The sequence below is a fragment of the Patescibacteria group bacterium genome (assembly GCA_028707065.1).
GTDB lineage: Bacteria > Patescibacteriota > Patescibacteriia > Patescibacteriales > WJLG01 > JAQTUZ01.
On record JAQTUZ010000001.1, the window covers coordinates 57,978 to 72,164 of the forward strand.

14 protein-coding genes and 2 tRNA genes are annotated in these 14,187 nt (G+C 45.2%); 2 read left to right on the top strand and 14 right to left on the bottom strand.

Translation table 11 applies throughout. From position 1 onward, the window contains the following. Positions 1 to 24: 24 nt before the first annotated feature. Positions 25 to 1,167 (bottom strand): DNA polymerase III subunit beta, encoded by a 1,143-nt coding sequence (gene dnaN / locus PHE24_00290; protein ID MDD4901566.1) that lies wholly within the window; start codon positions 1,165 to 1,167, stop codon positions 25 to 27. Positions 1,168 to 1,413: 246 nt separating this feature from the next. Then, complete coding sequence (dnaA, locus tag PHE24_00295; GenBank protein MDD4901567.1) at positions 1,414 to 2,787, bottom strand: chromosomal replication initiator protein DnaA; 1,374 nt, start codon at positions 2,785 to 2,787, stop codon at positions 1,414 to 1,416. Positions 2,788 to 3,134: 347 nt separating this feature from the next. Here dnaA and PHE24_00300 point away from each other — a divergent pair. Further along, a tRNA-Asp gene (locus tag PHE24_00300) sits at positions 3,135 to 3,208 on the top strand. Positions 3,209 to 3,834: 626 nt separating this feature from the next. Here PHE24_00300 and PHE24_00305 read toward each other — a convergent pair. The 4 genes from PHE24_00305 to PHE24_00320 form a co-directional block, all read right to left on the bottom strand. Then, positions 3,835 to 4,182 (bottom strand): hypothetical protein, encoded by a 348-nt coding sequence (locus PHE24_00305; GenBank protein ID MDD4901568.1) that lies wholly within the window; start codon positions 4,180 to 4,182, stop codon positions 3,835 to 3,837. 155 nt (positions 4,183 to 4,337) lie between these two features. Next, positions 4,338 to 4,583 (bottom strand): hypothetical protein, encoded by a 246-nt coding sequence (locus tag PHE24_00310; protein MDD4901569.1) that lies wholly within the window; start codon positions 4,581 to 4,583, stop codon positions 4,338 to 4,340. Positions 4,584 to 4,686: 103 nt separating this feature from the next. Further along, on the bottom strand, positions 4,687 to 5,406 hold the full coding sequence (locus tag PHE24_00315; GenBank protein MDD4901570.1) for a diacylglycerol kinase family protein: 720 nt from the start codon (positions 5,404 to 5,406) through the stop codon (positions 4,687 to 4,689). A gap of 48 nt (positions 5,407 to 5,454) precedes the next feature. Then, positions 5,455 to 5,934: a polymer-forming cytoskeletal protein gene (locus PHE24_00320; GenBank protein MDD4901571.1), complete on the bottom strand. Its 480-nt coding sequence runs from the start codon at positions 5,932 to 5,934 to the stop codon at positions 5,455 to 5,457. A 505-nt stretch (positions 5,935 to 6,439) separates the two neighbouring features. On the opposite strand from PHE24_00320, the gene PHE24_00325 reads away from it, so the two are divergent. Next, positions 6,440 to 6,513: transfer RNA gene (locus PHE24_00325), tRNA-Ala, on the top strand. A gap of 586 nt (positions 6,514 to 7,099) precedes the next feature. On the opposite strand, the gene PHE24_00330 is transcribed toward PHE24_00325, so the two are convergent. The 8 genes from PHE24_00330 to PHE24_00365 all read right to left on the bottom strand — a co-directional run bounded on the left by PHE24_00330 (position 7,100) and on the right by PHE24_00365 (position 14,041). Then, complete coding sequence (locus PHE24_00330; protein ID MDD4901572.1) at positions 7,100 to 8,125, bottom strand: hypothetical protein; 1,026 nt, start codon at positions 8,123 to 8,125, stop codon at positions 7,100 to 7,102. A gap of 81 nt (positions 8,126 to 8,206) precedes the next feature. Continuing rightward, positions 8,207 to 8,569 carry a YraN family protein gene (locus PHE24_00335; GenBank protein ID MDD4901573.1) on the bottom strand — a complete coding sequence of 121 codons (363 nt, stop codon included), beginning with the start codon at positions 8,567 to 8,569 and terminating at the stop codon, positions 8,207 to 8,209. A 63-nt stretch (positions 8,570 to 8,632) separates the two neighbouring features. Next, entirely contained in the window at positions 8,633 to 9,016 is a 384-nt protein-coding gene (locus PHE24_00340; GenBank protein ID MDD4901574.1) for a hypothetical protein, read from the bottom strand. 62 nt (positions 9,017 to 9,078) lie between these two features. Beyond that, a complete protein-coding gene (locus tag PHE24_00345) occupies positions 9,079 to 9,633 on the bottom strand; it encodes a methyltransferase domain-containing protein (GenBank protein ID MDD4901575.1) in 555 nt (184 codons plus the stop codon). Between the two features lie 25 nt (positions 9,634 to 9,658). Further along, the gene (locus tag PHE24_00350) at positions 9,659 to 10,324 is read right to left on the bottom strand and encodes a helix-turn-helix domain-containing protein (protein MDD4901576.1); all 666 of its coding nucleotides are present in this window, start codon (positions 10,322 to 10,324) and stop codon (positions 9,659 to 9,661) included. A gap of 21 nt (positions 10,325 to 10,345) precedes the next feature. After that, positions 10,346 to 10,804, bottom strand: a complete 459-nt coding sequence (locus tag PHE24_00355; protein MDD4901577.1) for a pilin — start codon at positions 10,802 to 10,804, stop codon at positions 10,346 to 10,348. A 110-nt stretch (positions 10,805 to 10,914) separates the two neighbouring features. After that, positions 10,915 to 12,285 carry an extracellular solute-binding protein gene (locus PHE24_00360; GenBank protein MDD4901578.1) on the bottom strand — a complete coding sequence of 457 codons (1,371 nt, stop codon included), beginning with the start codon at positions 12,283 to 12,285 and terminating at the stop codon, positions 10,915 to 10,917. A gap of 238 nt (positions 12,286 to 12,523) precedes the next feature. Further along, positions 12,524 to 14,041, bottom strand: coding sequence for a YifB family Mg chelatase-like AAA ATPase (locus tag PHE24_00365; GenBank protein ID MDD4901579.1), 1,518 nt, complete (start codon positions 14,039 to 14,041; stop codon positions 12,524 to 12,526). Positions 14,042 to 14,187 lie beyond the last annotated feature (146 nt).

Below are 14,187 nucleotides of genomic sequence, written 5' to 3' on the forward strand. Positions count from 1 at the left end.
CGCCATGACCCATTTCGTCCTCCTTTATTGTTTAATAGGCATAATAATATATAAATATCCTTTTTCACCCAGCGGCTTGATCAGGCACGGCGTATTGCCGTCAATCACTTCCAGCTTGATCGTTTCTTCGTCGATATTATTCAAGCCGTCCAATAAATATTGATAGTTGATGATAATGCCGTTGTCAATGCCGTTGGTTTCAGCTTCAATCTTGACGATATTTTCGCCGGTAGTGCCGGAGGCCGAAGAAACGATCACTTGATTTTTTCCTTCGGGAAAGTCCAGATTAATATCATTGATGCCGCTTTTGGAAAAAAGCGCCGACGCCTTAATGGCCCTGATCAATTCAAAACGGTTCAGCACGGCCGTGGTTTTTCCGGCCGCGGGAATAATCTGTTTATAATCGGGATATTGCCCCTCGATCAGGCGAGAAATCAATTCGGTATTATCGACCGCGAATAATATTTGATTGTCGTTGATGTAAAAATTAATTTCCTTTTTACCCCCCTCGCCCTGGTCCAGGCCGGCCAAAATTCTTAATATTTCCTGAATGGTCCGGGCCGGAACAATGACCTTTTGCTCTGGAACGGCCTTGTCTTTCCCCTCGCTACCCTCCTCTTTGATCTCCAATTCTTTTTCCGCCAAGCGATAGCTGTCCGTCGCCGCCAAAACCAATTTGTTCTGGCCAATCGTCATTAAAACTCCCGACAACTCGATGCGCGATTCACTGTTAGCCGCGGCAAAAACCACCTTGGCCAGCGCGTTCTTCAAGTCCGCGATCTTGACGGTTTTCTTATTTTTTTTCTCAATTTGCGGAATCAAAGGAAAATCCTCGCTCGCCTCGGTTTTTATTTTTGTCTTGAAATTTTCACACTCCACGCGTAAGACCCCGTCTTCCTTGATCAGATCAATTTTTTTATTAGGTAAAAGGTTGATGTAATCGGCAAAAATTTTGGCATCTACCGTAAAACTTCCTTCTTTTTCCACTTTCCCCCGGATAAAATGAGTAATACCCACTTCCAAATTCGTCGTCATCAGCCGCACACCCTCTTTTTTAACCTCCACTAAAATATTATTTAAAATCGGCAAGTTGGCATTTTTGCCGGCCAAGTGGCTGACAATAAATAACCCTTGTTTTAAATTTTCTTTTAGGATCGAGAGGTTCATATCTTTTATTAATTTAATATCTTTATTTAATAATAGTAATAAGCGAGTGGATAAGATTGGAAGAAAAAAATTATTGGTTAATATTAAATTGTTTATTCGTATAAAGCGGTGAATAAGGGTGGGGATGGAGTGTTGAAGGGTTTTAACGGTTTGGGGAAAAGTCCGCTCCGGCGGGACTTATCCCGAAACTGTAAAAAATTATGCGGTGGTTGTTAACCGTGTTTGGCGGCCTTGTTCACAGCTTGCTCACAAAGGCGAACTATAAAGAATTTGCCTGATCGACTCGATCTCCTGGATAACCTTTTCATTTTCCTTTGATTCAACTTCGTCCAAAATTTTATTATAAGCATGCATGGCCGTGGTGTGATCGCGCCCGCCCAATTCCGCTCCGATGGTCGGGTAGGAATAATTGATCTCCTTGCGCATCAAATAAATGGAAATCTGGCGCGGCCAGACCAGCTCTTTCTTGCGGCCCTTGCCGACCAGATCCTTATTTTCAATGCTATAAAAACGGCAAACAGCCTCCATAATATCGCGGGGGGAAATTGAGCGGGCCTGCGTTGAAACGATCAGGTCGTTGAGGATGCTCTTAACGGTTTTTAGAGTCGGAGCGGTATTGTTGAACTCGTGATAGGCGACTACTTTATTTAGGGCGCCCTCCAGCTCGCGGATATTATTTTTAATATTGGTTGCGACATAATGGAGGATTTCCGTATCAAGCAGATAATTTTTTTCCCGAGCCTTTCTTTCCAGGATGGCCACCTTGGTTTCGATGTCCGGCTGGCCGATATCGGCCACCATGCCCGACTCAAAGCGCGAGGCTAACCGCGTTTCCAGCGCCGGAATCAGTTTCGGAGGTTTGTCGGAAGTGAGAATTATTTGTTTGTCGGCTTGCTGCAGTTCGTTGAAGGTATGGAAGAATTCTTGCTGGGTGCCGTCTTTGCCGCCCATGAATTGCACATCATCGATCAAGAGCAGATCAACATTGCGATAGCGGTCTTTAAAATCCTTGGCTTTGCCCGACCGGACCGAGTTGACATAATCGTTGGTGAAATTTTCGCTGGTGGTATAGAGAACTTTATTGGTTCTTTTGGCGATCTCATTGCCGATAGCCTGCAAAAGATGAGTTTTTCCCAAACCGACGCCGCCATAAATGAATAAGGGATTATAAACGCGGCCGGGGTTGTTGGCCACCGCCTGGCAGGCGGCATGAGCCAGTTCGTTGCCGCGGCCGACGACGAAAGATTCAAAAGTATATCTGGGATTGAGCCCGAAGCGATTGACGGAAGAAACTATTTCGCCGGTTTCGCCGTTTTCTTTTTTCTTTTTGAGATGAATTTTTTCCAAGAGTCCGACGCCCGGGGAAGATTTTTTAAGCTCGACTTTATACAAAATTTCTTTGATCTTTTGGTTGACGACATGCTCCAGGGCGCTGGCTATTTCTTTGTGATATTTTGTTTCCAGCCATGATTTGGTAAAAGCGTTGGGAACGCAGAGGATCGCCTTGCCTTCTTCGAAAGAAGAAACAAAAGTATTTTTAAACCAAGTGGTGAAGTTCGCTTTGGACAAATTCAATTCGATTTCGCCCAAGGCCGCTTGCCAAATTTGCTCGTTATTCATAGAAGCAAAGAGTTTTTTAAAGTGGTTATATCTTAAGGTAAGTAAAAATTTTTTGCAATAGCATCCCGAAAATCGCAGGCCGCGACAAGTAATTAGTATATCAGAGGCGAGTAAATTAAAGAAGGCTGTAAATGTTCATAAGGTGTTGATAAGAGGTGGATAAAAGAAATTGGTTAATTAGGTAATTAGGAGATTGGTTGTTCGGCTAAAGTCTTGACTGTTGTCTGGTTTTTTGATAATGTTTTTATTAATGAAAGCGAAAAAAATTCGTTTTTTGTTTTTTAATGATATAATAAGGTAGTCCTTCGACTGCGCTCAGGACAATTTTTGAGCGTAGCTCAAAAATTGGAGTGGTAGTTCAGTTGGTTAGAACGCTTCCCTGTCACGGAAGAGGTCGCGGGTTCGAGTCCCGTCCACTCCGCTCAAAATAAAACAGACGGCATCAGGCCGTCTGTTTTATTTTGAGTAGATTGAGGAAGCGGGACTCGAACTAGGCAGGAGCGAGACAAGTTTGCCGCCGCAATTCCGGCGGCGGTAAACGTAGTCGAGCGTCCGCCGACCAGCCGGGGGCTGGTCGGCGCTGCCTCTGGACAAGTGAGCGGAGCGGAAGCGACGCGAGCGCGACAACCGTTTGTTAAAATTGAACTGCTTGGCTCGGCGAGGGACTCGAAAGCCGGAGCGATGCCAGCCGAGCTTTCCGGCGAGGCTGGCCGCGAGGCGGGGTCGCGACCGAGCGAGCGGAAGCGAGCGAGAGTTGTGACCGAGTCCCGTCCAGAGCGACGAATAATCGAGCGACGCCGGCCTTTCGGGAAAAGGCTGCCGCCAACCCTGGACAAGAGAGCGAGCCGCTTTCCGGCGGCGAGCGAACGCGGAAGTCCAGTCTATTGCCAACTGCTTGGCTCGGCGAGGGACTCGAAAGGCTCAAGCGTTGTGCGGCGGGCTTTTTGGGGCCCGCCGCACCGCGAGCCGCCTGACCAATTTTGGATAAAAAAAGAGGTCCGCGTTTTTGCGAACCCCGTTATTTGTTATAGCCGTTTTTCCGGCACATCATGTAAAACTCATTATCCTTCCGAGACACCCGAGGTATTTTATTTCCCCGGAGTTTACCGAATATTGCAAAGTTGCTCCGCCGCCTGACAGACAGGCGATATCCGCGAAAGAAATAGTGGCCAGTTCTAGGCTGACGGTAAAGTCGGTGATCGTAAACCCCCCGTTTCTTTTACCCTGAGAGTATTTTTCGAAGATGGTTTCGATCTTTGCTTCTGTTTCCAGATCATCCGGGACATAGAATCCGCCCGGCCTTTCTTTTTTGTTGATGAGGAGATCTTTCAAGATGCCCCGAAACGTTGCTTCGTTGCTTTTAGCAACCGGTAAATAATTATTTACCCCATTCATGGTTAGCCCCTTCCCAAGTAAAAGATGATTAATATATAAATTTAAAGACACGGTTTTTATTTAAGTGAGATTATCACATCTTTCTCGGTTTGTCAATAGCACAATATTTACGGTGAAACAAAAAAATAGCCAGATCTTAAAAAACTGGCTATTTGCTAAAAGTCGCTTCCTATTTCTTGCACGTAGAATTCCCCTTTAAACAGATCGCAGAAAGTGATTTTATAACGGACCATTTTTCCACTTTCATTCTCCTGGGAAAATGACATCATGACGTCCGTTTGGTCTTTCAGAATGACTTCGCCGATTTCCGTGCCCTTTATGTTCACCAACCGTAATTTTTTTCCGGCGGGAAGCAAGCGAGGAATAGCGGGCAGGGCAAACTTAATAAGCCGTTTATCCATAAAGCCCTCCTTAAAGGACAAAAATATTTAACTCTAATAATATCGCGAGTGCTAAAAATGTCAAGTAGTTTCGCCAGAAAACATAAAAGCCGCTTTAAGGCGGCTAAATGGTTCTTTCTTTTCCCACGATTATTTTTATTTTTTCATCACCCACCTTTATCCGAGCCGGCGTCTTGATTTCCAGGGCGTTATCAGTCACAACCAGCCCGTTTTTATTGACAATCAGCAGATCTTGGAAAAAAAACAGGCTTTCCCCCTTCTCGTCGCGCACCACCATTTTTAATTTTTTTTCCGCCAATTTGTCCTCGGGCCAAGTGGGAATATTTTTAATTTGGATTGCCGAAGGCTTTTGATTGTGGATCAGATAATTTTTATCAATTTCCAAAATAGTTTCCGGCGCCTGCATGGCCGCGCTAAATAAAAAAAAGCCATTGTTAATACTGGCTAACCGAAAGCTTTGCAGGCGGCGGGCAAGCAAAATTTCGCAAGCGCTGCTGATGGAATTGATGCCAAAAGTTCTGGCGATATCATTCCCCTTTTCTACGATCGGCACTATCCCTAAGGTCACTAAATGATGCTCGTCGCTTTTATTTCCGGCAATGGCGTTGATGATCTGGGCGACCGTGCGGTCATTGCCTACGGCTACGATCGTTCTTGTCCCTTGCCTGATCTCGTCGTCCACGGCGACTTTGACATTTTTGGAAATACCGAGCCGGATAATTTTTCCATTCAAGCTAAGGTCAGTAAGCCGCTTTTCTATTTTATAGAGAAGCTTGCCGTATTTTGCTTCATTAGTGAAGCTGTCGTAGATATATGCGTACATAAAACAAAAAAACTGCCTAAGGGCGCTATATTTTAGAGTTCTTAAAAATTATTTTTCGTCTTCAATTTCTTCGATGATTTTTTCCTCCTTTTTTTCCGGTTTTTCCACGGGCAGATTTTTAGTCATCACAATTTTGCCATTGATCACCGCGCCGGCCTCAACGGACAAAGAAGCGCATTCGATATCACCGAAAACTTTGGCTGAAGCAACGATTTGCAATTCCCCCTCGATCTTGATGTTGCCGCGGAGTTCGCCGCCGATCCGCGCGGTTTTGGCCTCAACGTCGGCCGTGATATTGGCCCGATCGCCAATATAGACATTGCCCGCGGTTTTGACGCCTCCTTTTAAGACGCCTTCAATGACGATATTTCCCGAACTGTTGAAATTTCCCTTGACTATTACTGAAGGGCCGATGATAGTTTCGGCGTCCTTAAAATTTTCTCTGGTTTCCTGCTTGAACATAATTTTATTATGGTCAATCGATGAATCGCCGCGAGCGAATAACCAATTGAGTGCTTTTAGAGACATAAATATTTTTTAAAATTTATAATAATATTTCAAGATTTATGGTAAATAGCCGGAACTTTATTATTTATCTTACTGCACTATTGACATTGTGTCAAAGAGCTATATAATAAAAATAGCCATAAAAGCCCACATTTGCGGGCTTTTAAATTCTATTGGTCAGGACGAAAATATTTTAGCGATAATATTGTCCCCATAGTTCAACGGATAGAACGAGGATCTCCTAAGTCCTAAATCCATGTTCGATTCATGGTGGGGACACAGGGAAATTAAAAATTACAAATTAAGAATTAAAAATTTAAGGGTTAATGGTTATAACATGTAATTGTCAAGATTAAATTACCGGACTTTAGTCCACGATATTGTGTACTAAAGTTAATGGTGATTATAAATATAGGCTAATATTAAATAAAATATATATTAATAGCTAATATTAAACAAGATATTACGGTTTTTCAAAAAACAAACAATTTGTAATTTATAATTTTTAATTTATAATTGATTAAGAGGGCCCATAGCTCAGTTGGCTAGAGCGCTTGCATGGCATGCAAGAGGTCAGGAGTTCAAGTCTCCTTGGGTCCACATAAATTTTAAAAGCCTGACCTGCGTCAGGCTTTTAAAATTTATTCTGAACAAGGAGGCTTGAAAGCCGGAGCGATGCCCGAGGCGCAATTTCGGCGCCGAGGGCCGCGAGGCGGGGTCGCAACCGAGCGAGCGGAAGCGAGCAAGAGTTGTGACCAAGTCTCCTTGGGTCCACCTTCGCCCGCCAAAGCGGGCTACGGTGGACGCAGTCCACTACTCCTGCGAAGGAGGGAAAACAAAAACCGCGGTTTTCCGCGGTTTTTGCTTTGTCCAAGGAGACTTGAACTAAAGGGGTGTTAGGGGAAAGAATTTCCCCTAAGATTTGGGGGAGGTACTGGAGGGGCGGAAGTCCCTCCAGAGAGGAGCGGAAGCGACGATTCAAGTCTCCTTGGGTCCACCTTCGCCCGCCGGAGCGGGCTACGGTGGACGCAGTCCACTCGTGTCTGCGAAGGCGGGATTCGCCCGCCGGAGCGGGCTTCGGTCGCACGCCGCCATAGCTTCGGCGACGGCGCGTGGACGCAGTCCACTAAAGCCGCGAAGGAGGGAAAACAAAAACCGCGGTTTTCCGCGGTTTTTTAGTATGATACTATTTTTGTTTATCGCTAATATTAGGCCCATCTCCATTGGCCGGAATATCAGTTTTTGAGTTTTCATCGGCCAATTCTCGATTTACAAATATCATCCAGACGAGTAATCCAGCTATAAAAACAGCAAAAATAAGAATATTCAATGTTTTTTTGTGGCTATCATTAGATAAATTATTACTAATAGTTTTTTGAAAAACCAAATTAGACGACGAGTTTGACGCGATATTATCAATTTTGGTTGAATCCTGCATGTCAATGCTTGCGGGCGTGGTTGTGGCAATAATCTGGGGGGAACTAATGCAAAAAGGCAACGTGTTTGATCTGCGACTCTTGTTTCCTTTTTTATCTTGTGCGATTGCGTAAACGAGATGGTTTCCTCTTTCCAGCGACGCCTTTGGCGAGTAACTAAAAAATGAGGTGCCGGATGATTCATTGCCGGTCGGAACCACAGAAAATAGCTTATTGTCAATGTAAATGAATACCGAAGAATTACTGATAGCAAAGCCCGAGATATATGGGGCAGAAGAAGAGCAGGAAATTTGGCGCGGTGTGAGCAGGGTGGGAGAATTTATTGGCGAGGGATTATTAGTTAAAATATTTTCCTTAATTTCCGCTGATTTTAAAGAAGACCTTTCTATGACTGATCGAACGATGGCTGACGCGGGCGCCGAGAGTTGAAGGGTGCTTTGGTTTTGGGCCAGGGCCATTATTTCAAATGTTTGATTGGAATTAAGAGGGGAAGAGAGGTAGGTAAATTTTGCGACATCGCTATTTATTTGGCTAATATTAGCTACTCCATTATATTTTCCATTGATATAGATTAAGATTCTATAGCCATTTGCCACCAAGCCGTTGATTTGAATTTGGCTACTAGTAGACTCTTCAATTTGCGTGGTAGAGAGAATTGTGGGCAGAGGAATTTGCGGCAACAAATCGGCTTTGGCCGGTTTTATTGAACCGCAAAACGCGATCATCAGGAAAACCGCCAAAACAAGACAGAAAATATAAAAAATTTTTTTGATCATCGTTTTGATCTTATGATATGTTTTTACATTTTATTCTTCGCTTAATTTTTAGTCAAATGGGCCAGATCGGCCGCGATCAAATTACTCGATGTCGCGATAATGTTTTATTTTGGCGCTTTTGGTGAACAGATTAATATTAATGGAAATGAAATCCAGGCGAGTTTGGGCCGGATTGATTCTGTTACGCCAACAATAAAGCCGGATCGCTTTTTTTAAAATTTCGATTTGGCGGCGAGTCAATGCTTCTTCGGCCGGAGCCATTCGATAACCCGACAGAGTTTTTACTTCCACGAAAACAGTCAGGTCGGTTATCCGGGTGATCAGATCGATTTCCCAGCGGCCGATTTTTTTGTTGTGCTCGATAACCTGATAACCGCGGGCGGTTAAAAAATCGCGCGCCAGCAGTTCGCCGAAATTCCCGATTGATTTTTTTGCCGTGAGCATATCTTAATTATAACGCACAAACAAAAAACCGTCCCGACGGGCGGGACGGTTGAAAATAATTTATTAAGGAAGATACTTTTTGAATATTTTTTCTTGATTGAGAAGTTTCTTTTTAGCCGGCAACTTTTTGGCATAAATAATAATGAGAATCATCCAGGCGGCCATGCCGATCGCCCAAAAGGCGAACCAGATCCTCGCGGAGAGAAAAGGGATCATCTGCTGGCTGAAGAAATAAAGGACGACGCCGATAATGGCGTTAGAAGCAAAAAAATTCATTGTTTTGTACCATAACGGCCGGTAAAATCCCTTGCGTTGGCACAGAATAAAGGAGACGATAGCCGCCAGCAGAAAAAAAATTATTATCCCTAATAATAACAGGGCCATGGCCGGGATCAGCGCGCCGGGGGATTGATTAAACCAAAATTGTGCGATTAAAAGGTTGCTCATAATATTGCTTCGGCAAATTAACTGATTTTTATAAATGTTTATTCAAGGGCTTGTTGGGCAAGTTACATTTTGGCGAAAAGAACGCCATAATGAAATTCGCCGGCGTCAAATTCCTCTTCGGCTTTAAGGCCGAGTTTTTCCGCGACCTTCTTTAGTTGGTCGATTTTCACTCTTTTTTCCGGCGGCGGGCCAAAGGGCGAAGAAGTGGTTTCCCAATCCACTACCAGCAATTTTCCTCCTCGTTTTAGGAGGCGGATGGACTCGCGCAATATTTCGGCTCTTTTTTGGGAGTGGAACAAGGTGTTGATCAATAAGGCGACATCCAGGCTTTCCGTTTCGATCTTGGTGGCGCGGTATACTTCCAAATCGCTCCAGACAGTAGCGACGTTCTGAATATTTTCTTGGCGGGCGCGGCGGGCGATCGATTCCAGCGAAGGCTTGAGAATGTCCACGGCATAAACCAAGCCGTGCGGCCCGACAATTTTTGCGGCCGGAAAAACAAAATGGCCGGATGTGCCGCAGCCCAAATCAGCCACCTTCATTCTTTCCTTAATGCGGGCTTTGGCCATGATAAAGTTGACATCAAGCAGCGAACTGCCGCCAGTTGGATTGTTCATAGTCCGTATATTTAAGCAAACTAATTTATTTTACCAGAATCTGTTTGTCAATAATTTTTTTTTGGCTGTATTTGTTTTGGGCGGAAATTATTATCGTGTTGATGCCCTTTTTCAGATTAATTCTTTCTTGAAAGTTGCCGGCACCGTCTTTGGCTATTTGTTTGTCGTTGATGGTGATTTGCGTCTTGGAGTCGGCTCTGCCGACAACATCGACAAAGCTGTTTTCCGTCACCAAGTTATCGGCCGGTTGATAAATTTCCACTCCCGGCAGGGAAAATGCCCCCAGTAAATAATAACCAAGGTAGGAGAAAAAAATAACTACTATGACCAGCAGCAAAACATTCTTTAAAATTCGGGGAAAGATGATCAGCTCCAATTTATTGATTTTCTTTTTGGAAAAAACATCTTTTTTTTCGCCAGCTGCCTGGCCTTTCTCTTTTTGGTATTTATTGAGCAGATGGGCGGGATCCAAACCGAGAAAAGAGGAATATTCCCGCAAAAAGGTTTTGACATAAACGCCGCTGGGGAGGGCCGCGTAATCGCCGTTTTCCAGCGCCAGCAAATATTCACGGTTGATCGCCAGGCTCTTGGCGGCCGCTTCCAGAGTAATTTTTTTTTCTTCTCTGGCGGCGCGCAATTTTTCCGCCACGGTTTCTTCGTCCTCTTTTATCTTATTGCTTTTGAACAACATAAGGAAAGAATATCGCGGCTGCTACTTGGCGGGAACATTGATTTGCAAACCGGTGGTAACGTCAGCGCCCAACAGTTGAGCGGCAAATCTAATGATGATATAACTGGTGAAAACGATAGCCAAACCGATAATCGAATTAATTAATATTTGTTTTCCTTCCTTGACCCGTTCTTCATTGCCGCCGGAAAGGATAAAAACAAAACCGCCGTAGACGAAGAATAATAGGGCGATCGCTCCGACCGAAGCGAGGATCCAGTTGGATACGGTTATGGCCAAAGAAAGAATATCGTTAAGCGAATAATTTCCGCAATTGCCTCCCGGATGCGTGGCTAGATATTCCCGGCAGGCTTTTGTCGCGCTGACATTTCCCGGATTGCCGGTCGCGGCAGGAAGAATGCCGGCCGCCCGAGCGGACAGCGGGAAAAAGGTTAGCCAGACCGAGGCGGTCAATAATAATTTTTGTAATTTATTTTTAAACATAAGATATTTTGAAGAGCAAAGAACATCGAGCAAAGAGCAAAAATAAAAATTTGTTTAATGATTAATAATTTTTGTTCTATGTTCTATGTTCCGTGTTTTATGATTTCTGTTTACTGGATCGTCTGCTGCACCGTGGCCGCGCCCTGATTGAGTATCTCGCTGATGTTTTTGGTATTTTTAACCGTCTGATCGATCATGGCTTGCAGGGCATTGTCCGCGGCCAGGGGATTGGCGCCGCGATACCAGCTTTTGGCCGTGAGGACTTGGCTGGCAAAGATGCCGATGTCCAGATCATTGAGCTGCGAGTTGATCAGGGCGCGCAAAGCCGTTGGTTTTTTGGCTACCTTTAGGTAATTTTGCACTTGATCCTGAGATGTTTCATATTGGACAAAATCCCAGGCTTCATTGATATTCTTGCTTTTGGCGGAAACAGTTTCCAGCCAATAATTGGCATAATTGACTTGATTGGTGTTGCCCGGGATCTGCGGAATTTTAGCCAGGGCGAAATGCAATTTCGGCGCGGCCGCTTTGATGGTCGGCAAATCGTAAGCATAGTCGAACATCATGGCCAAATTGCCTTGTTCGAACATGGTTAAAGAATTGGGCAAGTTGCTGTTCCAGCAGTAAACGTCTTTGCCCGGGTTGGAAAAATCCGTGTAAAAACTCAAAGCTCCCAAGCCGGGATTGTAACCTTGCTCGCTGCCGGGCGGGATTTCCTGAAAAAGCACCGAGCCGTTGTCCATCATCACGGCGCCGTTTTGCATCATCAAAAGCGATAAAATATCTTGCGGCCGCTGGACATTGGCGCTGCCGCCTAAGGCCACGCCGGACTGAATGATGTTGCCCTGGTTATTTTGTTTGGTCAATTTTTTTACGTCTTGCTGAAATTCAGTGTCCCAATAGGCCGGCGGCTGGGAAATGCCGGCATTGTTGAAAAGATCAGTATTATAATACATCGCTAAAGTATCCACGTAAAGCGGCAGGCCATAGATCCGGTCGACGCCGCCTTTGTTCAGTAAAACGTCGCTGTACACAATGTCGACAAAATTGCTTTTCAAATCCTTTAAGGTCAGGCTCGGGGTGGTGCGCAATTCCGCGACTGTCGTTTTTTTAAGAGTCCCTTTGATTATCGGATAAACCAAAGTCAATTGCGCCGGCAAGGGGGTAATTTTATTTTGGTATTCCGTGACCCAGTTCGAAGGGATGGAAAAAATATCCGGGCCGCGATCTTCGGCCAGAGCGTTGATCAATTCCTTTTCATATTCGTCGTAGCGGAATTTTTTATATTGGATAGTAACGTAAGGGTGGATTTTCTGATAATTGGCGATGATGGCGGCAAAGGCGTCTTCATCGTCAAAAACGCGCCAATAGGTGAGAGTAACCGATTTGACGCTGGCTGGCGGGACGGTTGGCGTGCAGCCGGCGCCGGCAGTGAGTAAAAAACTTAAAAGGAGAAATAAGACAAAAAACCTGTTTTTCATAGACAAAATAACTTGGAAATTATTAAGATTTCCCAATTTCATTATAACATAAAATAAGGAATCGAGTAACAGGGAAATTGGTTGATTAGTTGATTGGTTAATTAGTTGAATTATGAACAAAGTTTTTACTGTTAGAGAACGTCTTTCTGCTAAAACTAATTAACCAATCAACTAATTAACTACGGTAGTAAATATATGGTTTCGCCCTTATCTGTGGCAAAAAAATTAAAAAAATCGATTAATTTTTTTCTCTATACTGCAGGGCTTCGGCCAGATGGGCGGTGGTGATCGATGGTTCGCCGTCCAGATCGGCGATCGTCCGCGCCAATTTTAACAGGCGGAAGTATGAGCGCGCCGAAAGATTAAGAGTATCGACGGCCGAACTGATCAATTTCTTAGCTTCGTCATCGAGGGCGCAGCATTGCCGGGTTTTTTCCGAGCTCATTTCGGCATTGGTAAAAATTTTTTCATTCTTGAATCTTTCGGCCTGGACTTCCCGGGCGCGGGTTACCCGGCTTTTGATCGCCGGAGAATTTTCGCCGGGCAAGCCGGCGTCTAATTTTTTAAACTCCACGCGCGGCACCTCCAGATGCATGTCGATGCGGTCAAGAATCGGGCCGGAAATTTTTTTGCGGTAATTTTGGATTTGTTGCGCCGAGCAGGAACAATTTTTGGTGCGATCGCCAAAATAGCCGCAGGGGCAGGGATTCATCGAGGCGATCAAAATGAATTTGGCGGGAAATTCCAGGTGGCCGGCGGCGCGGCTCACCGTAATGATGCCGTCCTCGAGCGGCTGGCGCAGAGCTTCCAGAACCGGCCGGGGAAATTCGGCGAATTCGTCTAAAAATAAAACGCCGCGGTGAGCCAGCGAAATTTCTCCTGGCGCCGGTAAAATTCCGCCGCCGACCAAAGCGACACCGGAGGCGGTATGATGCGGGGCGCGGAACGGCCGGGATTTAACCAGGCCGTTTTTTTCTTTTAATTTTCCGGCCACGCTGTAAATCTTGGTGACCTCAAGGGCTTCGGCAAAAGCCAGGTCCGGCAGAATCGAAGGAAAAGTTTTGGCCAGCAAGGTTTTGCCCGAGCCGGGCGGGCCGAACATCAGCAGATTGTGTCCGCCGGCCGCGGCGATTTCCATGGCCCGCTTGACATGCTCCTGGCCCTTGACGTGGCTCATATCGAATTCGATCGGCACATTGAAAAGTTCCGGGTCCTGATAGGGGAATTCCGGAATGTTGATCTCGCCGCGCAAATGCATCACCAGCTGATATAAATTTTTAAGCGGAATTACCGTGATTTCGCGGGCTAATTTGGCTTCGGCGGCATTGGCTTCGGGAAGAAATAAAACTTTTTTGCCCAGCCGCTTGGCGCACAAGGCGATGGGCAAGGCGCCGCTGATCGGCCGCAAATCGCCGCTCAAAGCCAGCTCACCGGTAAAAATAAAATCATTTAGATTGATTTTTTCGGAAATGAAGCCGCTCTTGCGCAAAATGCTCACCGCGATCGGCAGATCGAATGAAGGTCCGTGCTTGGGCAGATAGGCCGGCGCCAGATTGACCGTCACCGAAACGTGAGGAAACTCAAAATTGGAATTTTTAATGGCGGACCTGACGCGTTCTTTGGCCTCGGTGACGGCTTTGTCCGGCAAGCCGACCAAAAAAATTTTGCCGAATTCTCCCCCGCCGGTATCGGCTTCGGCCTCGACCAGTTCGGCATCCAGTCCGACCACGGCAGCGGAAAATATTTTAGAAGACATAAAAATTAAGTAAAAAGTAGAAAGTAAAAAGTAAAAAATTTAAAGAGAGATGTTTTTATTATAACACGAACAATTGTTACATTGCTAAATTGTTAAATTGTTACGCAACGAGAACAATCAATTCCTTCGTAGTCCAAGACGAAACT